The organism is Candidatus Acetatifactor stercoripullorum, assembly GCF_944382095.1.
GTDB classification, from domain to species: Bacteria; Bacillota; Clostridia; order Lachnospirales; family Lachnospiraceae; genus Acetatifactor; species Acetatifactor stercoripullorum.
Map to the genome: position 1 here is coordinate 11,671 of NZ_CALWMU010000001.1, position 26,754 is coordinate 38,424.

Consider the following 26,754-nt stretch of genomic DNA (forward strand, 5'->3'; position numbering starts at 1 on the left):
ATTATCCCATGATGACCTCCACCTGCACCTGCTTTTTTCCGTCCTGCCAGGGGATTACATTCCCTGGTATTTCTTTGCCGTCCACCAGAAGCTTTGCCACACCCTTCTGCACATTTTGAGGATTTTTTACCTGAATGTGATAGGAGGCGCCTCGGAATTTCCTTGTGACCTGGAAATCTCCAAAATGCTCGGGTACACAGGGGGCGATCTGAAGGCCTTCATAGGTGGGATAAATCCCCAGAATATATTGGGAAATATTCACAAAAGTCCAGGCTGCGGTTCCCGTCAGCCAGCTGTTCTTGGCTTCACCGTGCCTGGGAGCGTCCTTCCCTGCGATCATCTGCGCATATACATAAGGTTCTGTACGGTGAACTTCGCTGATCTCCTCCACATAGGCCGGACAGGTTTTTTTGTAAATTTCGAAAGCCCGGCTGCCTCTGCCCAAGACGGTCTCCGCGATGGATACCCAGGGATTGTTGTGGCAGAAAATGCCGGCGTTTTCCTTATATCCGGGAGGATAAGAGGAAATTTCCCCAAGCTCCAGGTGATAGCGCGTGTAAGGGGGCTGCAGGATCATAATGCCATAATCGGTGTCCAGGCGGTTTTTTACGGAATCCAGGGCTTTCTGGGCCAGACCTTCTTTTACGCCAATGCCGGCAAGGACGCAGAAGCCCTGAGGCTCTATGTAAATCTGGCCTTCTTCGCATTTAGCGGAGCCCACCTTGTTTCCCATTGCGTCGTAGGCCCGAAGAAACCATTGCCCGTCCCAGCCGCTTTTTAATACGGCATCGTACATTTCCTTTACCTGGCTTCTGGCGTATTGGGCCTCCTTGTCATCTCCAAGCAGCGCAGCCAGTTTTGCGTATTCCTCCCCATACTTTACGAACATGCCGGCGATAAAGACAGATTCCGCCACAGGGCCTTCGCTCGGCCCAAAGGTCTGGAAGGATTCTCCCGGATGCTCGGAAAAGCAGTTTAAGTTCAGACAGTCATTCCAGTCGGCCCGGCCGATGAGCGGCAGGCCGTGCGGGCCTTTATGGTTTACAATATAGTCAAAGGAGCGCTTTAAATGCTCTAAAAGGGGCGCGGCCTTAGCGGGATCATGGTCAAAGGGAACAGGCTCAGACAAAATGGATAAATCCCCTGTTTCCCGCACATATGCGCCCACCCCGGCAATCAGCCACAAGGGATCGTCGTTAAAGCCGCTTCCGATGTCGGAATTCCCCTGCTTTGTGAGGGGCTGGTATTGATGATAGGCGCTGCCGTCCTCAAACTGGGTGGAGGCGATGTCGATGATCCGCTGCCTTGCCCGGTCAGGAATCAGATGAACGAACCCTAACAAATCCTGGCAGGAATCTCTAAACCCCATGCCTCGTCCGATACCGGACTCATAATAGGAGGCGGAGCGGGACATATTGAAGGTTACCATGCACTGATACTGATTCCAGATATTTACCATCCGGTTTACTTTTTCATCCTGTGTGTGAACCTGATAGCTGTCAAGCAGTGTGCGCCAATAGAGGCACAGCTCGTCGAATGCTTTTTCGGCGTCCCTTTCGGAGGCGTATTTCTCCAGCAGGGCATAGGCTGGTTTTTTGTTGATTACTCCGGGGCTCTCCCATTTGTCCTGGGGAGGATTTTCCACGTATCCCAGCACGAAAAGGAAGGTTTTGCTCTCTCCCGGGTCCAGGGTGAGATTGATCTGGTGAGAGGCGATGGGGGACCAGCCGCTGGCTATGGAGTTTGTGCAGGCGCCCTGCTCCACCGCTTCGGGACAGTCGGCGCCCCGGTAAGGGCCTAAAAAGGCGTCTCTGCTGGTATCAAAGCCCGCAATGTCCGTATTAACGGAATAAAAGGCATAATGATCGCGCCGCTCTCTGTATTCGGTTTTGTGGAAAATAACAGAACCCGCTGTCTCCACCTCGCCAATGCTTAGATTCCTCTGGAAATTTTTCATGTCGTCATCTGCATTCCAAAGACACCATTCCACATAAGAAAAAACAGAAAAGGTTTTCGGACAGGCAGTATTGTTGGTGAGCGTCAGTCTGGTGAGTTCACAGTTGTCCTTTACCGGGATAAAGGTGAGCACATCTGCCCGCAGGCCTTTCTTGGAGGCCAGGAAGCGGCTGTAACCAAGTCCGTGGCGGCACTCGTAAAAATCAAGCTCGGTCTTGGAGGGCTGCCAGCCGGGATTCCAGATCACAGAGCCGTCCTTTATATAGAAATATTTACCGTTTACATCCCAGGGTACATTATTGTACCGGTAACGGGTCAGACGCAGGAGCTTTGCATCCTTGTAAAAGGTGTAGCCGCCGCAGGTATTGGAGATCAGGCTGAAAAAATCATTGCAGCCCAGATAATTGATCCAGGGAAGCGGCGTTGCGGGAGCTGTGATTACATACTCCCGGTGTTTGTCGTCATAATACCCAAATTTCATATGGCAAGTTTCTCCTTTTTTAGGTTTAAGAAAACGTTTAAGTTGTTGTAATCTTAACATGGATTATATAGAACAAAGTCGGAAAAATCAATAGAAATCGCAGAAAAATTGAAAGAAAAAACAAATATTGAGGGAGGGGAATAAAAAGGTCAGGTAATAAAATGAAAAGAAAACGTTGTACGATAAAGGCACATTATTATGGAAGAAGAAAATCCAAAAATGAGCTTAATACACAAAAAATGGTATTTAAAATTGTAAATAGCATACAAAGTGATTATAAAATTCAAAAAAGGCATTGCAAAATTGTAAAATGTGTTGTATATTGAAACTACGAAAACGATTAAGTCAGATGTAAATCGGAACTGTCAGAGAAGGAAGCCCATTGGGAAACGATTTTTTCATCAACCTTCTGTCAGTAGACGGGGAGAAGAGCTATGGCATCATTAAAGGATATTTCCGCCCGGTGCGGTGTGTCTGTTGCAACGGTCAGCAAGGCGTTGAACAATCACAAGGACATCGGTGAGGAGACAAAGGAACGTATCAGGAAGGCAGCCAAGGAACTGGGGTATCTGCCCAATCTTTCGGCAAGGGCCTTAAAGACAAACAGAACATATGCAATCGGGGTTCTGTTTGCAGATGAAGCCAGAAGCGGACTTACCCATGATTATTTTGCCAGCGTGCTTGACAGCTTTAAGCGGACGGCCGAGAAAAGCGGCTATGATATCACTTTTATCAACAGCTGCCGAAACAGAGAGGGAAGGATGTCCTATCTGGAGCACAGCCGGTACAGAGGCTTTGACGGCGTGGTGCTTGCCTGCATTGATTTCAACGACCCTGAGGTGATAGAGCTTGTGCAGAGCGACATTCCGGTTGTGACCATTGACTATCTTTTCAACAACAGAATTGCTGTTTTGTCGGACAACGTAAATGGCATGAAGGATCTGCTCGAATACGTGTACAGCAGGGGGCACCGCAGAATTGCTTATATTCACGGCGCAGAGTCGGCAGTTACCAGCAGCAGGCTGTCCAGCTTTTACAGGACGGCGGAGCGTCTGGGACTTAAGGTTCCGGATGAATATATCAGAGAAGCGGCATACAGGGACACTGCAACCACATATGATGTGACCAATGAGCTGCTTGATCTGGAGGAGCCGCCCACCTGCATTTTATATCCCGATGATTTCGCGGCCTTTGGGGGAATCAATGCCATCAGGCAGAGGGGCTTAAGAATACCGGAGGATATATCCGTTGCAGGCTACGATGGCATACAGTCGGCCAGAAATCTGGAACCTCAGCTTACTACGGTAAGGCAGGATACGGAGCAGATCGGATGCGTGGCGGCCAGAGAGCTGATCAGTCTGATTGAAAGGCCCAAGACAACTCTGATAGAACAGCTTATCATTTCCGGATGGGTGGAGGAGGGGAAATCCGTGGCCTCCATACCGGAGGAAAAACAACAGGCATTTATGCCGGACGGAACAGGATACCCGGGCGGCGTAAAAATAAATGCAACAGCAAAAAACAGCACAAAAAAAGGGAGGAAAAAAGAATGAAGAAAAAAGTACTCAGTGCTTTACTTGCAACAGCCATGATCACTACCATGCTGGCAGGATGCGGCAGCGAGCCTGCAGCCAGCGAAAGTCAAACCTCTTCGGAGGCTCCGGTTTCGGAAAGCAGCTCTTCTGAGCCATCCTCGGAGGCAGCGGATACGGAATCTGCGGAAGCGGCTGACGAAGGAAAAATTTTGAACATCTACTGCTGGAACGAAGAATTCAAGACCAGACTTACAGATCATTATCCGGGATATACGGAGGTTGACGGAACCACCGGCACAATTGGGGATGTGACGGTAAAGTGGAATATTACACCCAGCGATGATAATGCGTACCAGAATAATCTGGATGCTACCCTTCTGGGTCAGGCGGATGCAGCTGCAGATGACAAGATCGACATTTTTCTGATTGAGGCGGATTATGCGCTGAAGTATGTGGATACGGAGTACACCATGCCCATAGCTGATCTGGGGATTACGGATGCGGATCTGGCGAACCAGTACCAGTATACCAAGGATATTGTTACAGATTCCAACGGTGTATTGAAGGGGCTTTCCTGGCAGGGCTGTCCCGGTGTCATGGTTTACAGCCGCGATGTGGCTACGGAGGTTTTCGGAACTGATGATCCGGCTGTGATTCAGGAAAAGGTAGCAGACTGGGATACCTTTAAGGCAACAGCTGCGGAGCTTGCGGCTGCAGGCTATCATATGACATCTTCCGTAAATGATACCTATCGTGTATACTCCAACAATGTATCCACAAAGTGGGTTGTGGACGGCAAGATTGTGATCGACGACAACCTGATGAAGTGGGTGCAGGATTCCAAGGAAATGGTAGACGCAGGCGAGACTACTACCTATGAGTTGTGGAGCGATGACTGGAGCAAGGGCTTTTATCCGGAAGGAAAGGTATTTTCCTATTTTGGACCTGCATGGTTTGTTGATTTCAGCATGGCGGCAGATGCCGAGGGAAGCATCGCAAATCTCGGAAAATGGGCGGCAACTGAGGGACCTCAGGGCTTCTTCTGGGGAGGAACCTGGATCTGTGCAGCAACCGGAACGGACAATGCAACCCTGGTAAAGGATATCATGCTTCAGCTGACCACAAATGAAGAGATCATGACCGGAATCGTAGAGGCTGACAATGATTTCGTAAACAACAAGCCGGCAATGGAAGCAATGGCGGCAGATCCTGATTACCAGAGCGCGGTGCTGGGAGGCCAGAACCCTCTGCCTATGTACTGTGCAGGTGCAGAGAAGATCGATTTGAGCAACCTTTCCGCATATGATCAGGGATGTAACGAAGAATTCCAGAGCGCTATGAAGAACTACTTTGATGGAAACGCAACGCTGGATGAAGCGCTTGATTTGTTCTACACGGCTGTAGAAGAAAAGTATCCTGAATTGACACATTGATACACAGATTGATGTGCAGAAAGAATCATTGGGGGAGTCATGCCTGCCTGGCCGGGCGGGCATGACTTGATTTTTTAGAAAGACAGGAATTAGGAGGAAACGGAGGACGTATTATGAAAGGCAGACGCCGGGGAAAGGTGGTAAGCTATAATAAATGGGGCTACATATTTTTGATTCCCTTTGTGGCGGTGTATCTGGTATTCCAGCTGATTCCGCTGGTTAGCACCGTTTATAACAGCTTTTTTGAAAATTATCGTTCGGGACTGACACAGGTAGGGCCTAATTTTGTGGGGCTGGAAAATTACAGGACGATTTTGGAAAATCAGGATATCTGGCTCTATGCAAAAAATACGCTGATTATGTGGCTTATGGGATTCATTCCCCAGATTTTGGTTTCCCTTCTTTTGGGAGCATGGTTTTCCAATCCCAGTCTCAGGCTGAAGGGGCAGAGATTTTTCAAGACGGTGATTTACCTGCCGAATCTGATTATGGCATCCGCGTTTGCCATGCTGTTTTTTACTCTGTTTTCCGATGGGGGACCGATCAATTCCATTTTAATGCAGATAGGCATTTTGGATTCGCCATACCGGTTTTTATCCAACGTCTGGAGCACCAGAGCACTGGTGGCGTTTATGAATTTCATTATGTGGTTTGGAAATACGACCATCCTTCTGATGGCTGGCATGATGGGCATTGACACCTCACTGTTTGAAGCTGCTTCGGTGGATGGGGCAACCTCCACGCAGGTGTTCTTTAAGATAACGCTGCCCTTGCTTAGGCCTATCCTTATTTATGTTGTTATAACCTCATTGATCGGTGGACTGCAGATGTTCGATGTGCCCCAGGTTTTGACAAACGGAACGGGAGAACCCATGAGATCTTCTATGACGTTGATCATGTACCTGAATAAGCACCTGTTCAGCAAAAATTACGGCATAGGCGGCGCGCTTTCGGTATTTTTGTTTATTATTACCGGAGTTTTGAGCCTCATTGTCTATAAGTTTTCAAATGAAAGGGATAGGTAGGTATAAGCATGAAGAAGAAGGAAAGCTATGAAATTCAAAAGGGCCTGGGCATAAAGACAAGGAGGGCCATAGCCTATGTGGCTCTGGTGCTGGTATCTTTTCTGTGCCTGTTCTGGTTTTATGTGCTTTTTATTAATGCCACCAGATCTCATGCGGAGCTGACCAAGGGGTTTACGCCTCTTCCCAGCACACATCTTCTGGAAAACTGGGAAAATCTGCTGGCCGGAACCTTGCCTGTGTGGAACGGTCTGTTCAACAGCTTTATTGTGGCAGCCTTGAGCGCGGCGCTGAGCACCTATTTTTCTACTATGACGGCTTACGCAATTCATACATATGAATTTAAACTGAAAAAATTTATGTTTACCTTCATTATGATGATTATGATGATTCCCTCACAGGTAACGGCTCTGGGCTTTCTGCAGCTGGTGGGAAAGATGAAGCTGGAGGATTCCTTTATTCCGCTGATTGTTCCTACGATTGCTGCGCCCATCACCTTTTTTTACATGAAGCAGTACATGGAAAGCACACTGCCCCTGTCTTTGGTGGAAGCAGCCAGAATCGATGGCTCCGGTGAATTTCGGACCTTTAATACCATTGTTTTGCCGTTAATGAAGCCGGCTATCGCGGTACAGGCAATTTTTACTTTTGTCACCAGCTGGAACAATTACTTTACGCCCGCCCTGATTCTGCATGATGATAAGAAGAAAACGCTGCCTATTTTGATCGCGCAGCTGCGTGCGGCGGACTGGCTGAAATTTGACATGGGTCAGGTTTATATTATGATTGCATTTTCCATCTTTCCGGTTATTTTAGTGTATCTTTTCCTGTCGAAGCATATCGTTCAGGGAGTTGCTCTGGGAAGTGTGAAGGGCTAGCGGTTTCTTTTTATAAAAACTTTAGAAAACCTTTCTTTTACTTATATTTACGTGCAAAAAGAGACATGATACAATGTTAAAAAAGTATATGTCTCTTTATTTGTGGGATAATCTCCGGCCGTAAAGGAAGGAAAGTATGACAAAACAGGAATTTATAAGCAGGCTCAGGGCTGCCTTGAGTGGGAAGCTGTCTCCGGGGCTTGTGGAGGATCATATAAATTATTATGAGGATTATATCAATACGGAAATACGCAAGGGGAGAACAGAGGAAGAGGTGCTTGCCTCTCTGGGTGATCCGCGGCTGATTGCAAGAACCATCGTGGAAACCAATGGCAGAGGACAGAATGCAGGCGGCCAGAGCATGGACACAGAAGGTTTTTTCCGGGAATACAGAGAGCCTTATACGGAGGGGGGAAGGCGTGAAAAAAGGGTATTCCGTTTTCCGGTGTGGGCGTGGATTCTTTTGGTAATTTTGGTTTTAGCTGTGGCAGCTGGTTTGGCGTTTTCCCTTCTTGCCTTTCTGGCGCCTGTCATACTGCCCATTTTGCTGGTGGTGTTTTTGGTGAAGCTGTTTCGGGACTGGCTTAATTAGAGCATAGGAAATGAGCCGCTGGAGGGGACCAGCGGCTCATATGAGGGGAGTATAAATAAATTAAATATAAGGGTGTAAATAGAAATGATGAAGGGTTATCTATTTACAAATTCATTATAGTACTTAAGTCATAAAAAATCAATATCGCAACAGTACCAAAGTACCATGCTTGTTTCCGCATATTTTTTGTGCGTTTTTTCCATACTACTCCTGTAACCAAAAAGAAACAGGAGGAATTTGAAATGTCTAACAACAATCAGAACTTCGACAATAACAAGTTTAACAATGGCATGGGCAATTCTGAGAACAGCCAGAACGGACAGAACTGCAAAAACAGCCAGAACAGTCAGAACAGCCAGAACAGCCAGAAAAACAGTCAGAAGAACAACGAAAAGAATTTCTAAGATTTCTGCGAAAATAGGAACACCGAAGGGTGTTCCTATTTACATGTATGAAAAAAAATTGTATACTAAGGAACAGAATATCAAACAGTCTGAGGAATCCAGGGGACGAAAAACATGAGAAAATTTGAGTTGATTGCGCCTTGTTACTTTGGTACGGAATCTGTTTTAAAGCGGGAAATCATTGATTTGGGCTATGATGTCACCGAGGTTTCGGACGGAAGGGTAACCTTTTTGGGAGATGAGGAGGCGTTGTGCAGAGCTAATGTTTTTCTGCGTACAGCAAAGCGCATTTTAATAAAGATCGGAAGCTTTCAGGCAGAAAGCTTTGAAGAGCTTTTTCAGGGAACCAGAGGGCTTCCCTGGGAGGAATATATTCCAAGAGATGGGAAATTCTGGGTGGCCAAGGCTTCCAGTGTAAAGTCAAGGCTGTATAGTGTATCTGACATCCAGTCGGTGATGAAGAAGGCCATGGTGGAACGTCTTAAGGATGTGTATCATACGGGCTGGTTTGAGGAGAGCGGTGAAAGCTTTCCTGTGCGGGTATTTTTGATGAAGGATCAGGTTACGGTGGGACTTGACAGTACAGGAGAGCCTTTACATAAAAGAGGGTATCGGAAGCTTGCTTCTAAGGCGCCCATTGCGGAAAATCTTGCAGCTGCTTTGATTTTGATGACGCCCTGGAAGGGGGACCGGATTCTTGTGGATCCCTTCTGCGGCAGCGGCACCATTCCCATAGAAGCAGCAATGATGGCGGCGGGAATGGCCCCGGGAAGAAACAGAAGCTTTACGGCATGGAATTGGTCTCATATCATTCCCGCAAAGGACTGGCAGGATGTCTTAGAGGAAGCGGAAGAGATGATAGATCTAAGCGTGGAGACGGACATTCAGGGGTACGACATTGATGAGGATATGATAGCCATTTCCAGAGAAAATGCAAGGCTTGCAGGAGTGGATAAGCTGATTCATTTTCAGAGGAGGGGGATTGAGCAGCTGAGCCATTCCAAAAAGTATGGGTTTTTGATTACCAATCCGCCCTATGGCCAGCGCCTCCAGGACAAAGAGAGTATGCAGACGCTCTATCGGATGATTGGGGAGAAATACCGGTCCCTTGATGACTGGAGCATGTATCTGATCACAGCCTATGAGCAGGCTCAGCGGGATATCGGGCGAAAGGCTGATAAAAACAGAAAGATTTACAATGGAATGATAAAAACTTATTATTATCAGTTTTTGGGGCCCAAGCCACCAAAGAAGAATGAGAGGAAAGCATCCTTCACATGAAAGATCCGGCAAAGGTAAATATGAAATTTACGCTGCTTTTCTGGGTGCTCCTGTTTGCGGCGGCCATGCCTATTTTGCTGAAGCTTGCATGGGAGAAGGACATTGTGATTGCCGATGTGACCAGAGAGCAGACGGGGAGTGGCAGTGCAAATGCCTCCTGGCATTCCGGCCAGAATAAAGACTTGGGAATGCGGCTTTTGCTGCAGGAGAGTGAGACCCGCAGTAAAAGCTTCAAGGTGCCTCTTTCGGAGGGAACCAGGGCGGAAGATGTGGTAATGGAAAAACGTTACATGGAAGGCCAGCTGTGGATTTACATAGAGGGAGTGCAGGAGGACTTTTATCGGGAGAAGATACTGGACGGGGATGTTTCCGTTGTGACGGAGGCGTACTGCGAGCCCTGGAAAAATGGTGTTATTTTAAAACTGCATATGAGTGAAGTGCTGGAATATCATAGTACTATGGAGGAGAATGCGCTGACAGTGGCCTATAAAAGCCCGCAGGAGCTTTATGATACCATTATTGTGATTGATCCCGCAGGCGGCGGAAGCGAAAGCGGTATTACATATGGGAGCTTTTCGGAAAAGGATCTTGCTCTCCGGGTGGCAGAGCTTTTGCAGCAGGAGACGGTTCCGTCCAATGTAAAGCTTTATTTTACGCGTCTGGAGGACGTTGATGTGACCAGGGAGCAGAGGCTTTCTCTGATAGAGAATGCGGAGGCGGATTTCTTTCTGCGTATCGGCGCATGGGAGGATGCAGAAAACCCACAAAGCTATGGTATCCAGAGCTTTTATAATGAAAGCTATTATATTCCAGGGTTCGGAAATCTTGAGCTGGCAGACACCGTTACAAGGCAGGTGACGATCTCTGCCAGCAACCGGGCAGCAGGAGTCTTTGCATCTCCCCAGGGAAGCATATTAGACGAGATTACCATTCCTGCCGCACAGCTGAGTCTGGGGTATCTGAGCAATCCTGAGGAAAACAGGCTCCTGCAGCAGGAGAGCTATCAGCAGAGGCTGGCGGAGGGCATTGCGGACGCTATTTCAAAGATCTGCGAGGAAAGGGATAAGGAATGAATGAGACGATTATATTTGCAACAGGAAATCAGGGAAAGGTAAAAGAGATTCAGATGATCCTGGCAGACATGGGGAAAAAGGTGCTGTCTATGAAGGAGGCTGGGATTTTTGTTGATATAGAGGAGAACGGTTCCACCTATGAGGAGAATGCACTGGCAAAAGCCAGGGCGGTGGCCGCCTGCACGGACTGTCTTGTGATGGCGGATGATTCGGGGCTGGAAATCGACTATCTGCACGGGGAACCGGGCATTTATTCCGCAAGGTATCTGGGAGAGGATACGCCTTACAGCATTAAAAACGCTGTGATTCTGGAACGGCTTGCGGGAGTGCCGGAGGAAAAGCGGACAGCCCGCTTTGTCTGTGCAATCGCTGCGGTGCTGCCGGATAAAACGTATCTTACGGTCAGGGCGGTGATAGAGGGGCGCATCGCACAGGAGGAAAAAGGCAGCCATGGTTTCGGATATGATCCCATTTTCTTCGTGCCGGAATTTGGCAGGACAACAGCGCAGCTGACGGAGGAAGAAAAAAACAAGGTGAGCCATAGAGGGAAGGCCTTGGAGCAAATGAAAGAGGAATTGAGGAGATATGAAGGTAATCATTGTCAGTGACACCCACAGAAAAAATGAAAATTATTTTGAGGTTCTTAAAATGCACAAGCCGGACCTGGTGATCCACTGCGGAGATGCAGAGGGAAGCGAGTATGCCTTGACAGAGGCGGCGGACTGTCCTGTGTGGATTGTGCTGGGCAATAATGACTTTTTTTCTCAGCTGCCCAAGGAGCTTGAATTTAATATTGGCCGCTATAAGGTCTGGGTGACCCATGGACATAATTATTGTGTTTCCATGGGAAATGAGACCATCAAGAAAGAGGCGCAGCTGAAGGGGGTGGATATTGTTATGTACGGGCATACCCACCGCCCGGTCATAGACATAGATAAGGAGGTAATTGCCCTGAATCCTGGGAGCTTGTCTTATCCCAGACAGGAGGGACATATTCCTTCCTATATCATTATGGAGCTTGACGCTGCCGGAGAAGCGCATTTCACGATAGCGTATTTAAAGAAGCCAGACTGCCTAAAAAATCATTGACAGATATGGAAACGGTAGTATATAATAGCTTTTGCGTTGAAAATGCAGCAATCTGTGTTTCGGGGTGTGGCTCAGCTTGGCTAGAGCGCCTGGTTTGGGACCAGGAGGCCGCAGGTTCGAATCCTGTCACCCCGATGAATTTCATATTTTCCTTTGTATGCGGGTGTAGTTCAATGGTAGAACACCAGCCTTCCAAGCTGGATACGTGGGTTCGATTCCCATCACCCGCTTTTTTTATTCCATGTTTTTCAGCCTGGGCAGATTCCAGTGGAAGATCATAGCAAATATGCGGATTGCTATCACAGAGAAGGCGCCAAACCACATGGCGGGGATGCTGCCAAAAGGCCATAAGAGAGCACACACCAGCGCCCCTGACAAAGAGGCGCAGGCATAAACGTGTTTTACAAGAATATAAGGCTTTTGGGCAGCGAGAATGTCCCGCAGCACACCGCCTCCTACGCCGGTGATGACCCCAAGAAAGACCACCAGAAAGAGGTTTGCGCTGTAAGGGGTGTCCATGCCTGTGCTGATGCCTGTCACGGTGAAAATGCCAAGCCCTATGGCGTCTAAAAGCTGCATAAGCTTTTCATAGACTGTCATGAGATGAGTGGTAGTGGTGAGCAGATTCCGTTTTATGTATAAAAGAATGAAAATCACATTACAGGTGACGAGTGCCGTCAGCGCATATATGGGGCGGATGAACATGACAGGCGGCGTGCGGCCGATAATCAAATCCCTGATGCAGCCACCGCCCACTGCGGTGATAATGCCCAGCACATTGACGCCGAAGATATCCATACGCTGCCGCACTGCGGTGAGAGCACCGGAGGATGCAAATGCAATCGTTCCGATGATCTCCATGATAAATATGATGGTGTCTGTGTTTTCTATCAAAAAATTCATAAGTGTCACTCCCAGATTTTTATTTTACTGTATCGGATGGGAATGCACAATAAGAAAATGGAATCAGCGAAAAACGATTTGGAATGGAGGAAAAAATGAAGCCATTGGAAGAATTTGTGGAATTGCTTTCAGGAAAATTTGACAATTCCCGTCAGTTTCAGGAAATGTGCAGAAGCGGAAAAGAGGACTTTCCTTTTGCCCGGCATATAAATACAGTCTGTAATGAGAAAATCAAAAACCTGCCCCAGTCCTTTGAAGGGATTTTTCTCGTAGAAGAGAGCTATTATACGGTAAAAGAAAAGACCCATGGCTCCGCCCATTTATTTTTATTTACACAGGAGCAGGAGACAATTAAGCTGACATCCTATGAGCTGCCGGAGGGCTGTGAGAAAAGCACCTTTACATTTGACAGCATGGAAGAGGTGGACTATATGCAGCTGCAGGTGAGCCGGAAATTTACGCCTGCAATCTACCGGAAAAAGGATGGCGTCTGGGAAGGTGGGAGCGTCAGCATGTTTTCTCCGGTGCTGCGCTTTACATTGTTTGAGAGATTTTCAGCGGATAAGCTTGAAGTGACGGAGACAATGGAGGTCAACGGGAAAAGAACCTTCGGATATGACGAGCCCATTTTATATGAAAGGATTCCGGGAAACGCAGACAGATAAAAGAGCCCAGGCTTATCTGCAAAACAGATTTTCAGGGGATTTTCAAAAAAATCTATAAAACTGTTGACAAACATAAAATTATAGGATAAAATATCCTTCGTCAGTTTGGTTGCTTTTAAACGATTGACAAAATGTGTTCGTAGCTCAGCTGGATAGAGCAACGGCCTTCTAAGCCGTGGGTCGGGGGTTCGAATCCCTTCGAGCACATTGTTATGGTGGGTATAGCGCAGTTGGTTAGCGCGCCAGATTGTGGCTCTGGAGGCCAAGGGTTCGAATCCCTTTATCCACCCTTTTGTACTTTTGATGTGTCCTTGTGACACGCTTGGTGTCATATTATAGGGCTATCGCCAAGCGGTAAGGCACAGCACTTTGACTGCTGCATTCGCTGGTTCGAATCCAGCTAGCCCTGTTCGTTTATTTGGGATATGGGATATTAGCTCAGTAGGTAGAGCACTTGACTTTTAATCAAGTTGTCCGGGGTTCGAATCCCCGATGTCTCATTCATCAAGGAAGGAAATGATTCGAACCCCGTGGGTTCAGAATCCCCGATGTCTCATTCATCAAGGAAGGAAACGATTCGAACCCCGTGGGTTCAGAATCCCCGATGTCTCGTTCGGTAAGAGAGTGGAAGTGTTGAAAATCAGCGCTTCTTTTTTTATGTCTTAAATTGAATGAATTGCCGCCCGCTATACGCAGGTATGAAGTTCAGAAAAAATTTTGTGGGGGATAAGAAACAATGAATATAGCGGTATTGTCGGATATACATGGTAACTACGTGGCCCTGCAGGCAGTTATAGATTACGCAATAAACCAGGGAGCGGACACCTTTGTTTTTCTGGGAGATTATGTTGGTGAATTGGCATACCCGCAAAAAACAATGGAGATGTTATATTCGCTGCGGGAAAAATATAAATGTTTCTTTATCAGAGGGAATAAAGAAGATTACTGGTTAAAGTATAAGGCAAAAGGGGAAAGGGGCTGGAAGGAATTCAATTCGACAACAGGCGCTTTGTATTATACATATCACAATTTGAAACCCAGAGATTTGGACTTTTTCATGTCACTCTCTTATAAAGAGGAAATTGAATTTGACGGCCTGCCTCAGATCACCATATGTCATGGATCGCCGCAAAAGGTAAATGAAAAATTGTTGCCTGACAGTGAAAATACCTTTGTGGTAATGGATAATAATGCTAGTGATTATATCCTATGCGGACATACCCATGTACAAGGGAAAATAGAGCATAATGGGAAAAAAGTGCTCAATCCCGGTGCGGTTGGCATTTCCCATCACTGCAAAGGGAAGGCTCAGTTCATGATGCTGCGAGGGGCCTCGGAAACGTGGGTTTATGAATTTGTCAGCTTAGAATATGATACAGAAAAAGTTATTTTGGATTTGTATTCTTCAGGATTAAGCGAAAAGGCTCCGTATTGGTGTAAGGTATCTGAAAATTTATTGAGAACAGGTGAAATCGCGCACGGTGAGGTTTTGGAAAGGGCTATGACGCTGTGTAAGAAAAAATATGGAGAATGCAGCTGGCCCAATATACCGGAGGAATGCTGGCAAGGTGCGGTAAGTGAAATGCTCCGATAAAAACTAAGCGGAAAGCTGCCTTCTCTGCCTGATGAAATAATATCCCACACCCAAAAGATCTGCCAAAAACCAGCCGATGGGTACGGACCACCAGATTCCTGCAACGCCGAAAAGGGGGATTGCAGAGAGTGTGTAAGCCAGCCCTACCCTGGTGCCCAGCGATACAATGGTGAGAATCACGGACATACCGGGCCTGCCCAGAGCCCGGTATAAACCGTAGAGCAGAAACAGGCCGCCGATCAGAAAATAGAAGGAACCCTCAATACGAAGGTAACGGACTCCCTCTGCGATGACGGCTGTTTCTTCCCGGCTGATAAAAAGCGACATGAGGGGCTCTGCAAACAGAAAGACACACAGGGAAATGCAAAGGCTGAAGGACAGAGAGATAACCACAGCCCCGCGGATTCCTTTTTTGATGCGGTCCATCTGGTTCGCACCGAAGTTTTGCGCCACGAAAATGGAAAAGGCATTGCCGAAATCCTGTACGGGAAGGTAGGCAAAGGCGTCGATTTTTACGGCGGCGGCAAAGGCGGCCATGATGGTGGGGCCAAAGCTGTTCACCAGACCCTGTACGGCCAGGATTCCAAGATTCATAATGGACTGCTGCAGACAGGTGAGCATGGAAAAGCTGGTGATTTCCCTGACGCGGCTTAATCGGAGCCGGACATTTTTATCCTTTTTCAAAAATTCAGGAAATTTTATTTTTGTGTAGACAGCAATTCCGATTCCGGAAACATACTGTGAGATAACGGTTGCCTCTGCGGCGCCTGCCACTCCTCTATTTAAGCCTGCCACAAACCATAAATCCAGAACGATGTTTAATACAGCTGAGATGGCAAGAAAAACAAGGGGAGTGGTTGAATTGCCCAGGGAACGCAGCAGAGAGGCAAAAAAGTTATAGAGAAAAATACCTATCATGCCTGCAAAAATCACGATGAGATATTCCCGCATCAAAGCCTTCAGACTCACCGGGGTGCGCAGCGCCCATATAATCCAGTCGATTCCCAGGAAAATGAGCAGATTTATGATTACGGTGACAACGCCCAGAAGCGTAAAGGACGCCAGGATGCCCTCCTTGAGTCCCGGAATGTCCCTTCTGCCCAGACGGATAGAAAAGACGGTTCCGCTTCCCATGGCAAGTCCCAGCAGAATAGAGGTCAGAAAGGTCATCAGGGAGAATGCGCTTCCTACAGCAGCCAGCGCATCAGCGCCCAGAAACCGTCCCACAATCAAGGTATCGGCGATATTATAGCACTGCTGCAGAAGATCCCCGAGAATCATGGGAATGGCAAAACGCAGCATGGTTTTCATAACAGGTCCCTTGGTCAGCTCAGCTTCCATTTTCCACACCACAGCTTTCATTACGTATTATTTAAATTAACATTCGTAACTTATTTTATTCTAAAAGAAATACAATGTCAATAATATAGTTGCGATTTGCTTGACTTCCTGAAAAGGCAGATTGTATAATGGTGGAAAATGAGATGCAGGATGGAAGGGAGATGGCCTTTTATGTTTTTGGACGGTCTTGATGAGCTGGATCAGAAAATTGTCCGGCTGCTGATACAGAATGCCAGAATGTCTTATTCTGAAATAGGGCAGCAGATTGGCATTTCGCGTGTGGCTGTAAAAATGCGGGTGCAGGCCCTTGAGAAAAAAGGGATTATCGAGGAATATACAACGATTATCAATCCCCAGAAAATCAACGGAGCCGTTTCCTGCTATTTTGAAATCGAAACTATGCCGGACCGGCTGATGGAGGTTGCAGGGCTGTTGAAAGAGCAGGATACCATTACGCAGATTTACCGTGTCACGGGAAAGAGCAGGCTGCATGTGCATGCGGTGGCCTCCTGCGGGGAGGAAATGGAGGAGTTAATCTATAACACCATGGACAAGCTTCCGGGGGTTTTGGAATGTAACTGCAATATGATTTTTTCCCGAATCAAGGATATCAAGGGACTGCGGCTGTAGAAAAAAACTGCAGCTGCTGAAAAATGGCAGCTGCAGATAAAAGACCACGATTTTTAGCAGCGTCAGCCGCCGAGTGTTCTACGGGATAATCTATGAGTGTGAACCTAGACACTGGCGATACGGCAAGCCGCACTCCTCCCAGAACTGACGCCAAGCTTATTATACCTCTGCCCGGACCAAAACACAAGGAGCAGAATGAAATGCGGATAACAGGACTTGAACCTGCACGTCTGCTGACAATAGAACCTAAATCTATCGCGTCTGCCAATTCCGCCATATCCGCGTAACACGTTATTGATTATAACTGCTAAGCCTTCTCCTTGTCAAGAAATTCTGAAGCTTGGGCGGCGGGGATTCTGAAGCTTGGGCGGCGGGGAGCGTATGGAGAAACGGTTCTTTCTAAGACCTTAAAAGACTGCGGTACTCAGATGGGGACAGCTTCTCCTGCTGGCGGAAGCATTTTGAGAAATAAAAAGGGTTTTGGAACCCTGTTCTTTCTGCAATCTCCTCTATCTTCATATCCGTGCCCAAAAGCATTTCCTTTGCAGCGAAGAGCCGAAGCCTCAGAACATACTCGCTGACACTGACATCGGCTGCGTCCTTGAACAGGGCGCCGAAATATTTGGGAGACAGGCAGTATTTCTCTGCAAGCTGAGGCACGGAGATGCTCTGGGTATAATTGGCCCGCAGATACTCCATGGCATAGAGAATCTTAGGGTGTATGGGGGAAGCTGTTTTGGCGCAAAAGCAGTCTGTGAGCTCTGAGAGGATCGCCCAAAAGGCAGATTTCAGCTTTATCTGGGAGACCGCATCTTTTCCGCAGAAGGCGTGACAGCATTTGGCAAACAGCGCGGAAAGCCTCTCGTAGGGTACGTTCCCCATAAAATTAGGCAGAGAAAAATCTTGGGGCACGTAGATGGGGCGCTCTTTGATTTTTTCCAGACGCTTGTGGTAATCGGAGGACAGAACCGAGTGCATATAAAATTCCTCCGCCGTAAAGTCATATTCCGGCAAAGGGGCAAGCCAGTCAAAATGTATGCAGTGGGTGCGGAAATGCCATTCCTCCTTCACTACAATATAATTTTCAACCCCTGGTTCCAGGTAAAACACATCTCCCTTTTTTAAAGGATATATTTTTTCTCCGTAGTGCATTTCCACCGAGCCGTTCATGACATACATCATCTCGTGGTCGTATAAAACCCGTTTCTGCTCCACATAGGAATAGTTGGGCCTGTAATTGTTGACAAACCGGATATAGGGCTCGGGATTCTTAAGAGGAAGCTTCTGCATTGCAAACTCCTGTACAATCGTTTATTTTATCGTACCAATTTATAAATATAATACCCTATTTTATGGACAATGTCACTGGCTTTTATATAATCAGAGTATACATAAATACAGGAGGTAATTGCGGAACTCGCTGACAAAGTCACGAACCTGGTCATAATAACCAAAAACGGGTTCCGAAGCAGTGGCTAGTCACCCTTATTTTGGTTATTACGCCCAGTTTCTGAGACCAGGAAGCGAGTTTCGCAATTACCCGATAAAATGGGCGCTAAAAGGAGAACGGCAAGGAGGAAAAGGGATGTTGGAACAGGCTTTGTGGATAGGCTGTAAGGAGGACATGGGTGATGTGTGCCCGCAGTTTTGCAGAAAATTTCAGGTGGAAAGGGAAGTAAAGGCAGCACAGCTTGAGATTACCGCTGTGGGAGTTTATGAGGCCTGCCTGAACGGCAAAAGAGTGGGGGAGTTTATTCTGGCCCCGGGCTGTACAGCCTATAAGGAACGTCTGCAGTGTCAGACCTATCAGCTGGAGGGGGTGAGAATGGGGGAAAACATTCTCACCGTGACGGTAGGAAAAGGCTGGCACAGGGGACGAATCAGTGAAAGGGATACTGAGGTCAATGGCATGCCCTGTGCTCTGATCGCCCAGCTGACGCTGGAATATGTGGATGGAAGCAGGGAAACCATTGTCACCGACGAGAGCTGGTCTGTGGGAGAAAGTCCCATTCGGTTTTCTGATATTTATGACGGTGAGGTTTATGATGCCGGATTTTCGGGAGGAGAATGGGAGCCTGTGAAGATAGAAGCGCTTTCCAGGGACAGACTGATTGCCCAGGAGGGGGAAGAAATCCGGGAACAGGAAAGAATCAGGCCCGTACGGCTGTTTACCTCTCCCAAGGGAGAGAGGATTGTGGATTTTGGTCAAAATTTTGCGGGATACCTGGAGCTGTCCGTAAACGCTCCTGCAGGCACCAGGATCGTGATTTCCCACGGGGAAATTCTGGACAGCCAGGGGAATTTTTATACCGAAAATTATCGTACGGCCAAAGCGGTGCTTACCTATATCTGCAAGGAGGGGCAGCAGACCTATAAGCCTCATTTTACCTTTTTCGGATTCCGCTATATCCGGCTGGATGAATTTCCCATGGAGGTGGATTTGGATTGCTTTAGAGGAATTGCAATTTATTCCAGCATGGAGCGGACGGGCCATATCCAGTGTTCCCACGCTGGACTGAACCGCTTTTTTGAAAATGTGCTGTGGTCCCAGCGGGCTAATTTTATCGACATTCCCACAGACTGTCCTCAGAGGGATGAAAGAATGGGCTGGCTTGGAGATGCGCAGGTATTTGCCAAAACGGCCTGCTACAATTACGATTCGGAGAAATTTTTTGAAAAATGGCTTCGGGATGTAAGATGCGAACAGCTGGAAAATGGTGCGGTGCCGGATATTGTCCCTAATTTCTGGAAAACTCCAAAAGCCAGCACGGCCTGGGGGGATGCCATCACTGTAATTCCCTGGCAGATATATCAAATGTATGGAAATACCCGGGTGCTTGAAGAGAATTTTGAGGCAATGAAAAGGTGGGTGGACTATATAACGAAAGACAGTCTGGAACCGTATCTGTGGACCTCCGGCCAAGGGGCAAAAAAGCTGTGGGAAAAGCACTATGGGGACTGGCTGGCGCTGGACGCCCCCTACGGAAGCTATAGAGGGGCTACAGATCCTGATTTTATTGCAAGCGCCTTTTATGCCCATTCCACCCTGCTGCTTGTGAAAGCGGGAAAGGTGCTGGGAAAGGATGTAAGCAGCTATGAAACCCTGTATGAAAACATTGTAAAAACCTTCCGGGAGCGTTTTGGGGAATACAGCACTCAGACTCAGCATGTGCTTGCGCTGCAGTTTCACCTGACCCAGGACAGACAAAAGACGGCAGATGCTCTGGCGCAGATGATCCGGGAAAACAAAAACAGACTGAAAACAGGCTTTGTAGGAACCCCCTATCTTTTGTATGCCCTCAGCGAAAACGGATATGTGCAAAGCGCCTATGATCTGCTTTTGCAGGAGGAATATCCCTCCTGGCTCTATGAGGTGAACCACGGGGCAACCACCATCTGGGAGCATTGGGACGGCATCCGGGATGACGGGGTGCTCTGGAGCAGCGACATGAATTCCTACAACCATTATGCCTACGGCTCCGTTATGGACTGGGTATATACCGTTGCTGCGGGAATCAGGACGGACGAGGATGCGCCGGGATTTGAGCGGGCTGTGATCGCCCCCATGCCGGATAAGCGGTTAAAGTGGCTGGAGGCCTCCGTCAAAACCCGTCACGGTGAAATCTGTTCCAAGTGGTTTTGGGGAGAGGAAAAAATCCGCTATGAGATCACAACCCCTGTGCCCGCAGCCATTATAATAGAAGGAAAAGAATACCAGGTGGAGCCAGGCAGCTATATTTTTTAGAGACTCTCTGCTAAAAAGCCATCTTTGGAAAATCTTTATTTGTCAAAACTTAAGTTTCGCGATACAATAAAGAAAACAATCAGAAGATGGAGAAATAATATATGGCTTTTTGTATCATTACAGATTCGGCCTCGGATATACCGGAGTGCGTGAAAAAGGAATATGGTCTTTATGTGATGCCCACCCCTGTGACCATAGAGGGTACGGATTACTTTGACGGAGAAACGATTTTTCCGGACAAATTTTATGATATTCAGGCGTCGGGCAAGGATATCAAGACATATCACATCAGCCAGTATATGTTTGAGGAACATTTCCGCCCTTTTGCCGAGCGGGGAGATGAGGTGCTTTACATCTGCTTTTCCACTGGGATTGCGGGAACCTTCAATGCCGCCAATCTGGCGTATCAGGCGCTGAAGGAGGAGTTCCCTGAGTTTACCATGACGATCATCGACTCCAAATGCGCCTCTATTGGCTATGGTCTGGTGACGGAACGCCTGCTTCGGATGCAGAGAAACAAAGCGCCCAAGGAGCTTCTCATAGAGGCGGCTCATTTCTTCTGTGAGCACATGGAGCATGCGGTGACGGTATTCGGGCTGGAATATTTGTTCAAGGGAGGACGGCTCAGCCGCACCTCCTTCCTGGCCGGAACCGTGCTGGATATCAAACCCATCATCATTGTGGATGAAAACGGTTCTCTGAAGGCTGTGGAAAAGGTGCGCGGCTGGAAGAAGGCCCAGAAGAGAATCCTGGATATGGTAGGTGAAAAGGGAAAGAATCTGGAAAATCAGGTGGTAGGAGCCTGCTTTGGCACAGACAAGGAGGCATTTGCCTTTTTGAAGGAGCAGCTTCGGGAGAGATACCATGTAAAGGATATTCTGGAGACCCAGGTAGGATGCGCTATCGGGGCGCATACGGGCCCCGGCATTCTGGGTATTGTGTTTTTAAACGACACAAGGGAGGCCTATGAGCCGTATCTGAAATAGCAGATAAGGCCGGACGCTATCTCTCAAAGGGCTGCTTTTGAAAAGCGGCATGCTCCTTTTGCAGTTCGCCGTAAAGCTGTCTTGGGCTCCAGAATATATTGTTGGGCGTCAGGACAGCCTTTAAGGCGATGGGGGCAATCTGCAGTTCCCTGTATTTTTTTAAAAAATGATCCAGGGCCTGGGAATCCATACCGGAGAAAACCATCATTTCCGCAGGAAATTCCGCTCCTGTATCAGGCGTGTTGGACAGAGGGATTCCCTGTATTTTCGCCAGAGCGCCCAGTGTTTCGCCGTACTGCTTTTTTTCTATGAAAATCATTTGGATTCCCATTGACAGGCACAGCTTTGAAAGCTGGGCCTGTTTTTCTCTATCTACATGGAACAATAATATTTTCTGCTGGTTTTTCATGACTGCTTCCTTTCGCTGCATCTTTTCTATAGTATAGCACATTTTTACGGTGCGGGGAGAAAAAAAGCGGCAGTCTGTGCAAAGAGGATGCAGAGGAGAACGCCGAAGAGGGTGGGCAGCAGAAAGGCAGCGGCGGTCCATTTCAGGCTTCCGGTTTCCTTTTTTATGGAAAGGAGGGTTGTAAGGCAGGGCCAGTGAAACAGGGTAAAAAGGCAGGTACATACAGCCGTGCCAAGGCTCCATCCATTTTCCGAGAGAATGGCCCTTAACAGATTGGGGTCGTTTATTTCCTGAAGGCTTCCCTGCTCTAAATAGGTCATCAGCATGATGGGAATTACAATTTCATTGGCAGGCATTCCCAACAGGAAGGACAAAAGGATTACCCCATCCAGACCCATCAGACGGGCAAAGGGGTCCAGAAAGGAGGCGGCAATGGACAAAAGAGAGCGGGAATCCATCGTAAGGTTTGCCATGCACCATAAAAGAGCGCCTGCAGGAACGGCGGCGCATAGGGCCCGCCGCAGGGTAGAAAGGGTTCTGTCCAAAAGGGAACGCAGGATGACCTTCAGAATCTGGGGACGTCTGTAGGGAGGCAGCTCCAGTACAAAGGAGGAGGGCATTCCCTTTAACAGGGTGGCGGAAAGTAGTCTTGAGGCCAGAAAGGTCATGAGCACCCCGAGCAAAAGGAAGCCGGTAAGACAGAGCGCCGCAAGGAGGGAGGAGGCTGCTTTGTCAAAGAAGGAGGAGCCGCCTGGGCCTGTAAAGTATAGGGCGATCAAGGTGACCAGGATGGGAAAACGGCCGTTGCAGGGCACAAAGCTGTTGGTGAGCAGGGCGATGAGCCGTTCTCTGGGAGAGTCGATAATTCTGCAGCCTAAAACCCCCACGCAGTTGCAGCCAAAGCCCATGGCCATGGTAAGGGCCTGTTTGCCGCAGGCACGGCATTTCTGAAAGTAATAATCCAGATTGTAGGCAATTCTCGGCAGGTATCCGGAATCCTCCAACAGGGTAAAGAGAGGAAAAAAAATGACCATAGGAGGAAGCATGACGGAAACCACCCAGGACAGCACCCGAAAGACTCCTTCCAGCAGAAAATCCGAAAGGAGGGGGGAAACCTGAAGCTTTGATAACAGATGGGACAGGCCTTCTTCCAGCATCAGGAAAAGCTGTGAGAGCAGGCTTGAGGGATAATTGGCTCCGGTCACGGTAATCCAGAAAATGAGAGACAAAAGAAGCAGCATTGCAAGAAAGCCTGTATATCTGCCTGTAAGGATTTTGTCCAGCTTCCGATCCTTTTTCCGATAGTCCGCATTTTCGAGGAAGGTGACCTGGGAGGCGATGGAGGAGGCGGCTGTGGCAAGCTGATCCGGGGAGGGAAGGGGAGTTTTTTGCAATGAGTCCTTTTCCCTCTGCTTTTTTTCCAGCAGCAGATGATCCAGACGTCCGCTCAGCTCCGCAAGCCCTTGACGCTGTCTGGCGGCCGTGCCTGAAACCGGAAAGCCAAGCAGCTTTTCCAAAAGGGCCAGATCAATATGAATCCCCTTTTTGGCCGCTTCGTCCATGAGATTGACGCAAAGCATCACCGAGGGACAGTGAAAAGAGACCTGGAGGGCAAGCAGGAGATTGCGTTCCAGGCAGGAGGCGTCGCAGACCACAATAACGGCGTCGGGGTTTTCCTCTAAAAGAAAATCCCTTGTGACCTCTTCCTCTGCGGAATGAGGGGTCAGGGAATAGGCTCCGGGCAAATCCACCAGCTCACAGGAGAAATGCTTTGTTTCAAAGAAGCCTCTTGCGCTTGTGACGGTTTTTCCGGGCCAGTTTCCTGTATGCTGTTTCAGACCGGTGAGAGCGTTGAATACCGTACTTTTGCCTACGTTTGGATTACCGGCGAGAGCGATGATCATGACGTAACCTCCTGAATGAAAATATGGCGGCTGTCCGCGTTTCTCAGCGCAATGACGCAGCCCCGCAGAAGAAAGGCTTTTGGGTCCTTATGGGAGCTTTCTCCTTCGCAGGTGATAAGGGAATCCTTTACAAAGCCCATGTCAAGCAGGCGCTGTCTCATATGCTCTTCACATTGGATGGAAAGGATTCTGCCGGATTTCCCCGGCGCCAGGGTGTCCAGGGAACAATAGGAATTTGTGTCTTTTTTCATCTTAGCGCTGCCTTTGCACATTTTTCTCCGGAAAGCGGAGCAGTTATGGTATTCTATGCGCTGAAACAAGTAATTGATACGGTAGACAATTCCTTTTTGCCAATGCTATAATGAACAAAAAAGGAGGACAGGAAAGTGAAGCGTATGGGGAATGTAGTGGTAGGGCAGTCCGGCGGGCCCACCGCTGTGATCAACGGGTCGGTTTTAGGAGTTTATCAGGCGGCAAAAGAGCTGGGAGCGGATCATGTCTATGGCATGGTGCATGGGATTCAGGGATTTTTGGAGAAAAATCTCATCTGTCTGGAGGATTATCTGGAAAGCGGTATGGGAAGGGAGCTTTTGCGCAGGACGCCCTCGGCCTTCCTGGGAACCTGCCGTTATAAGCTGCCGCAGATTGCAGGCAATGAAGCGGTCTATGAGCAGGTGTTTGCCGTAATGGAGGAATACCAGATTGAAGCCTTTTTTTACATTGGCGGAAACGACTCCATGGATACGGTGAAAATGCTGTCCGATTATGCAGCCTCCCATGGAAAGAGCCAGCGGTTTGTGGGGATTCCAAAGACGGTGGACAATGATCTTCCGGTGACGGACCACTGTCCCGGCTACGGCTCTGCAGCCAAATATATCGCTGCATCCATGAAGGAGGTCATAAGAGATGTGCAGTCCACAGGTCTTACAAAGCCCACGGTTTTGATTGTGGAGATCATGGGACGGCATGCGGGCTGGCTGGCGGCTGCGGCTGCCCTTGCAAAGGGGGAGGACTGCGATGGAGCGGATGCGATTTATCTTCCCGAGAGAGTGTTTGACCCGGAGGATTTTCTCTCCCATATCCGTGCCGTGGCAGAGACAAAAAACACGGTGGTGATTGCGGTTTCAGAGGGGATCAGGCTTGGGGACGGAAGATTCGTCTGCGAGCTTTCCGGAGGTGCGGACAGCGTGGACGTGTTTGGACATAAGCAGCTTTCCGGCTGTGGGCTGACACTGGCGGAAATGGTAAAGAGCCAGACTGGATTTAAGGCCCGGGCCATTGAATTGTCAACGCTGCAGCGCTCCGCAGCGCATCTTGCTTCCCTTACGGATGCAGATGAGGCGAGAGAGGCGGGGTATCATGGGGTTATGGCGGCGGCAGAGGGCCGCACAGGCGTCATGACGGTGCTTCGCAGACTGCAGGACAGGCCTTATCTGTGCAGCGTGGATGTGCATGACATTCATACCATTGCAAATCAGGAAAAGACAGTGCCCAAAGAATGGATTACAGAGGATGGAAGGGGGCTTACGGAGGAATTTATACAATATGCACGGCCCCTGATTATGGGAGAGCTCCAGCCTTTGTATATTGACGGACTGCCCGGCCATTTGGTGCGAAAATAATACGGAAGGCTGGAAAGCCTTCCGTATGATTCAGGAAATCTGCAGCGCCATATAGGAATTGTGATACTCTTTGTCGTAGGTGACTTCTCTGTCGAACCAATCGGGAGGCACAAAGGATTCGGCGGCTTCTCTGCTGCCGAATTCCACCTCCGCCATAATAAGAGGGGCGAAGGGCGGATCGAACACGTCCAGCTCAATGGTAAGGCTGTAATCAGCGGGGGGCACGGGAAATCCCGGTTTAAAGCCGGGATGGTTTAAGGGAATCAGGTAGCGCTTTTTGGAAATAATGTTTCCATCGGCTTTTGCCCGCAGATGATAATAGGCTTCCTTATTTAAAGGAAGATTGCTCTCCTCCCTGGCCATCATGCCGTTTCCTTTGTAGGTCATATAATATTCGTCATCCTGTTTGCGCACGCGGACAACTGGGTTTACATTCAGATAGGCCTGCTCGATATGGTGGCAGGGATAGCTTTCCAGATTTTCGGGAAGCTTTTTGATTGTATATTTACGTTCTATTTCCATATTGTACCTCCATGGATTTAGTATATCATATTTTTTATCAAATCAAAGTAAAGAATTGAAAAAAAAGGAACAAGTGTGTATACTGTTTTCAGAAATGGAGGTAGACGCAATGAAACGAATTGCAATTTTTTTCGCAGAGGGCTATGAGGAGATAGAAGGGCTGACCGTTGTAGACATCTGCAGAAGATGCGGACTGGCCATCGATATGGTGTCCATTACGGAGCAAAAGCAGGTGAAGGGCTCCCACGGCATTCTGGTGGAAATGGATAAGACCTGGTCCCAGGCAGACTTTGCAGAGTATGATATGCTGGTGCTTCCCGGCGGCGGAGACGGGACTAAGAATCTGGAGGCCTGCCAGGCCCTTATGGAGCAGGTAGACGCCTTTTACGCTTCCGGCAAATATGTGGCGGCGATCTGCGCGGCCCCCAGCATTTTGGGACACAGAGGCATTCTGAAAGGAAGAAGGGCGTGCAGCTATCCGGGCTTTGAAAGCCATCTGGCGGGAGCTTTGGTGACCAAGGGACCGGTGGAGGTGGATGGAAATGTAATCACCTCCAGAGGCATGGGGACCTCAATTCCTTTTGCGCTGGCCATTGCCGGGGTGTTCTGCGGCAGACAAAAGGCTGAGCAGATGGCGGAAGCCATTGTGTACAGGGAGAGCGGGGAGGATAGACCCTAAGGGATGTCCG

The 26,754-nt window shown here is 48.4% G+C and carries 25 protein-coding genes and 7 tRNA genes; 23 read left to right on the forward strand and 9 right to left on the reverse strand.

The genetic code is table 11. The features are described from left to right. Nucleotide 1 precedes the first annotated feature (1 nt). The gene (locus SHK35_RS00075; protein ID WP_318707952.1) at nt 2-2,437 is read right to left on the reverse strand and encodes a GH36-type glycosyl hydrolase domain-containing protein; all 2,436 of its coding nucleotides are present in this window, start codon (nt 2,435-2,437) and stop codon (nt 2-4) included. Nucleotides 2,438-2,871: 434 nt separating this feature from the next. On the opposite strand from SHK35_RS00075, the gene SHK35_RS00080 reads away from it, so the two are divergent. The 12 genes from SHK35_RS00080 to SHK35_RS00135 all read left to right on the forward strand — a co-directional run bounded on the left by SHK35_RS00080 (nt 2,872) and on the right by SHK35_RS00135 (nt 11,974). Further along, nucleotides 2,872-3,990: a LacI family DNA-binding transcriptional regulator gene (locus tag SHK35_RS00080; protein ID WP_318707953.1), complete on the forward strand. Its 1,119-nt coding sequence runs from the start codon at nt 2,872-2,874 to the stop codon at nt 3,988-3,990. Further along, complete coding sequence (locus SHK35_RS00085; protein ID WP_318705428.1) at nt 3,987-5,405, forward strand: carbohydrate ABC transporter substrate-binding protein; 1,419 nt, start codon at nt 3,987-3,989, stop codon at nt 5,403-5,405. Before SHK35_RS00080 ends, SHK35_RS00085 begins: the two co-directional genes overlap by 4 nt. A 113-nt stretch (nt 5,406-5,518) precedes the next feature. Then, a complete protein-coding gene (locus tag SHK35_RS00090) occupies nt 5,519-6,430 on the forward strand; it encodes a carbohydrate ABC transporter permease (RefSeq protein WP_318707954.1) in 912 nt (303 codons plus the stop codon). An 8-nt stretch (nt 6,431-6,438) separates the two neighbouring features. Then, a complete protein-coding gene (locus SHK35_RS00095) occupies nt 6,439-7,305 on the forward strand; it encodes a carbohydrate ABC transporter permease (protein ID WP_318707955.1) in 867 nt (288 codons plus the stop codon). A gap of 136 nt (nt 7,306-7,441) precedes the next feature. Then, the gene (locus SHK35_RS00100; RefSeq protein WP_318707957.1) at nt 7,442-7,897 is read left to right on the forward strand and encodes a DUF1700 domain-containing protein; all 456 of its coding nucleotides are present in this window, start codon (nt 7,442-7,444) and stop codon (nt 7,895-7,897) included. Nucleotides 7,898-8,139: 242 nt separating this feature from the next. Next, entirely contained in the window at nt 8,140-8,301 is a 162-nt protein-coding gene (locus tag SHK35_RS00105; protein ID WP_318707959.1) for a hypothetical protein, read from the forward strand. Nucleotides 8,302-8,415: 114 nt separating this feature from the next. Beyond that, nucleotides 8,416-9,582, forward strand: coding sequence for a THUMP domain-containing class I SAM-dependent RNA methyltransferase (locus tag SHK35_RS00110; protein ID WP_318707961.1), 1,167 nt, complete (start codon nt 8,416-8,418; stop codon nt 9,580-9,582). Next, the gene (locus SHK35_RS00115; protein WP_318705434.1) at nt 9,579-10,655 is read left to right on the forward strand and encodes an N-acetylmuramoyl-L-alanine amidase family protein; all 1,077 of its coding nucleotides are present in this window, start codon (nt 9,579-9,581) and stop codon (nt 10,653-10,655) included. Before SHK35_RS00110 ends, SHK35_RS00115 begins: the two co-directional genes overlap by 4 nt. Continuing rightward, nucleotides 10,652-11,263 (forward strand): XTP/dITP diphosphatase, encoded by a 612-nt coding sequence (locus tag SHK35_RS00120; protein WP_318707963.1) that lies wholly within the window; start codon nt 10,652-10,654, stop codon nt 11,261-11,263. Before SHK35_RS00115 ends, SHK35_RS00120 begins: the two co-directional genes overlap by 4 nt. Continuing rightward, nucleotides 11,241-11,744 carry a metallophosphoesterase family protein gene (locus SHK35_RS00125; RefSeq protein WP_318705436.1) on the forward strand — a complete coding sequence of 168 codons (504 nt, stop codon included), beginning with the start codon at nt 11,241-11,243 and terminating at the stop codon, nt 11,742-11,744. The genes SHK35_RS00120 and SHK35_RS00125 overlap by 23 nt, the downstream gene beginning before the upstream one ends. 60 nt (nt 11,745-11,804) lie before the next feature. Continuing rightward, nucleotides 11,805-11,879 (forward strand) — tRNA-Pro (locus SHK35_RS00130). A gap of 24 nt (nt 11,880-11,903) precedes the next feature. Further along, nucleotides 11,904-11,974, forward strand: a tRNA-Gly gene (locus SHK35_RS00135). Nucleotides 11,975-11,978: 4 nt separating this feature from the next. Here SHK35_RS00135 and SHK35_RS00140 read toward each other — a convergent pair. Further along, complete coding sequence (locus tag SHK35_RS00140) at nt 11,979-12,635, reverse strand: trimeric intracellular cation channel family protein (protein ID WP_334303686.1); 657 nt, start codon at nt 12,633-12,635, stop codon at nt 11,979-11,981. A gap of 107 nt (nt 12,636-12,742) precedes the next feature. Here SHK35_RS00140 and SHK35_RS00145 point away from each other — a divergent pair, with 107 nt between their 5' ends. The 6 genes from SHK35_RS00145 (at nt 12,743) to SHK35_RS00170 (ending at nt 14,906) form a co-directional block, all read left to right on the forward strand. After that, nucleotides 12,743-13,312: a hypothetical protein gene (locus SHK35_RS00145; RefSeq protein WP_318707966.1), complete on the forward strand. Its 570-nt coding sequence runs from the start codon at nt 12,743-12,745 to the stop codon at nt 13,310-13,312. Between the two features lie 133 nt (nt 13,313-13,445). Continuing rightward, a tRNA-Arg gene (locus SHK35_RS00150) sits at nt 13,446-13,519 on the forward strand. 8 nt (nt 13,520-13,527) lie between these two features. Then, nucleotides 13,528-13,601 (forward strand) — tRNA-His (locus tag SHK35_RS00155). A 48-nt stretch (nt 13,602-13,649) separates the two neighbouring features. Then, nucleotides 13,650-13,721: transfer RNA gene (locus SHK35_RS00160), tRNA-Gln, on the forward strand. Nucleotides 13,722-13,739: 18 nt separating this feature from the next. Beyond that, a tRNA-Lys gene (locus tag SHK35_RS00165) sits at nt 13,740-13,812 on the forward strand. A 236-nt stretch (nt 13,813-14,048) separates the two neighbouring features. Beyond that, complete coding sequence (locus SHK35_RS00170; protein ID WP_318707968.1) at nt 14,049-14,906, forward strand: metallophosphoesterase family protein; 858 nt, start codon at nt 14,049-14,051, stop codon at nt 14,904-14,906. 3 nt (nt 14,907-14,909) lie between these two features. Here the strand turns inward: SHK35_RS00170 and SHK35_RS00175 are convergent, their stop codons facing one another. Then, on the reverse strand, nt 14,910-16,247 hold the full coding sequence (locus tag SHK35_RS00175) for an MATE family efflux transporter (protein ID WP_318708058.1): 1,338 nt from the start codon (nt 16,245-16,247) through the stop codon (nt 14,910-14,912). Between the two features lie 171 nt (nt 16,248-16,418). Here SHK35_RS00175 and SHK35_RS00180 point away from each other — a divergent pair, with 171 nt between their 5' ends. After that, nucleotides 16,419-16,877, forward strand: a complete 459-nt coding sequence (locus SHK35_RS00180) for an Lrp/AsnC family transcriptional regulator (RefSeq protein WP_318708059.1) — start codon at nt 16,419-16,421, stop codon at nt 16,875-16,877. A gap of 201 nt (nt 16,878-17,078) precedes the next feature. Here the strand turns inward: SHK35_RS00180 and SHK35_RS00185 are convergent. Then, nucleotides 17,079-17,160 (reverse strand) — tRNA-Leu (locus SHK35_RS00185). Nucleotides 17,161-17,276: 116 nt separating this feature from the next. Next, entirely contained in the window at nt 17,277-18,167 is an 891-nt protein-coding gene (locus SHK35_RS00190) for a helix-turn-helix domain-containing protein (protein ID WP_318707969.1), read from the reverse strand. A gap of 295 nt (nt 18,168-18,462) precedes the next feature. Here SHK35_RS00190 and SHK35_RS00195 point away from each other — a divergent pair, with 295 nt between their 5' ends. Together SHK35_RS00195 and SHK35_RS00200 are read left to right on the forward strand one after the other, a co-directional pair. Further along, a complete protein-coding gene (locus tag SHK35_RS00195; protein ID WP_318707970.1) occupies nt 18,463-20,622 on the forward strand; it encodes an alpha-L-rhamnosidase in 2,160 nt (719 codons plus the stop codon). Between the two features lie 101 nt (nt 20,623-20,723). Beyond that, the gene (locus SHK35_RS00200) at nt 20,724-21,608 is read left to right on the forward strand and encodes a DegV family protein (RefSeq protein WP_318705190.1); all 885 of its coding nucleotides are present in this window, start codon (nt 20,724-20,726) and stop codon (nt 21,606-21,608) included. Between the two features lie 16 nt (nt 21,609-21,624). Here SHK35_RS00200 and SHK35_RS00205 read toward each other — a convergent pair whose 3' ends face one another. Genes SHK35_RS00205 through SHK35_RS00215 form a run of 3 tightly spaced genes read right to left on the reverse strand, consistent with a single transcriptional unit; the run spans nt 21,625 to nt 24,172 of the window. Continuing rightward, on the reverse strand, nt 21,625-22,017 hold the full coding sequence (locus tag SHK35_RS00205; protein WP_318707971.1) for a DUF3783 domain-containing protein: 393 nt from the start codon (nt 22,015-22,017) through the stop codon (nt 21,625-21,627). 44 nt (nt 22,018-22,061) lie between these two features. After that, nucleotides 22,062-23,921, reverse strand: coding sequence for a ferrous iron transporter B (gene feoB, locus SHK35_RS00210; protein ID WP_318707972.1), 1,860 nt, complete (start codon nt 23,919-23,921; stop codon nt 22,062-22,064). Next, nucleotides 23,918-24,172, reverse strand: a complete 255-nt coding sequence (locus SHK35_RS00215; RefSeq protein ID WP_318707973.1) for a FeoA family protein — start codon at nt 24,170-24,172, stop codon at nt 23,918-23,920. Before SHK35_RS00215 ends, feoB begins: the two co-directional genes overlap by 4 nt. Before the next feature lie 144 nt (nt 24,173-24,316). On the opposite strand from SHK35_RS00215, the gene SHK35_RS00220 reads away from it, so the two are divergent. Beyond that, complete coding sequence (locus SHK35_RS00220; protein WP_318705223.1) at nt 24,317-25,543, forward strand: 6-phosphofructokinase; 1,227 nt, start codon at nt 24,317-24,319, stop codon at nt 25,541-25,543. A 30-nt stretch (nt 25,544-25,573) separates the two neighbouring features. Here the strand turns inward: SHK35_RS00220 and SHK35_RS00225 are convergent, their stop codons facing one another. Beyond that, nucleotides 25,574-26,065 (reverse strand): CYTH domain-containing protein, encoded by a 492-nt coding sequence (locus SHK35_RS00225; protein WP_318705194.1) that lies wholly within the window; start codon nt 26,063-26,065, stop codon nt 25,574-25,576. 109 nt (nt 26,066-26,174) lie between these two features. Here SHK35_RS00225 and SHK35_RS00230 point away from each other — a divergent pair, with 109 nt between their 5' ends. Continuing rightward, complete coding sequence (locus SHK35_RS00230; RefSeq protein WP_318707974.1) at nt 26,175-26,744, forward strand: DJ-1 family glyoxalase III; 570 nt, start codon at nt 26,175-26,177, stop codon at nt 26,742-26,744. The last annotated feature ends 10 nt before the right edge of the window (nt 26,745-26,754 follow it).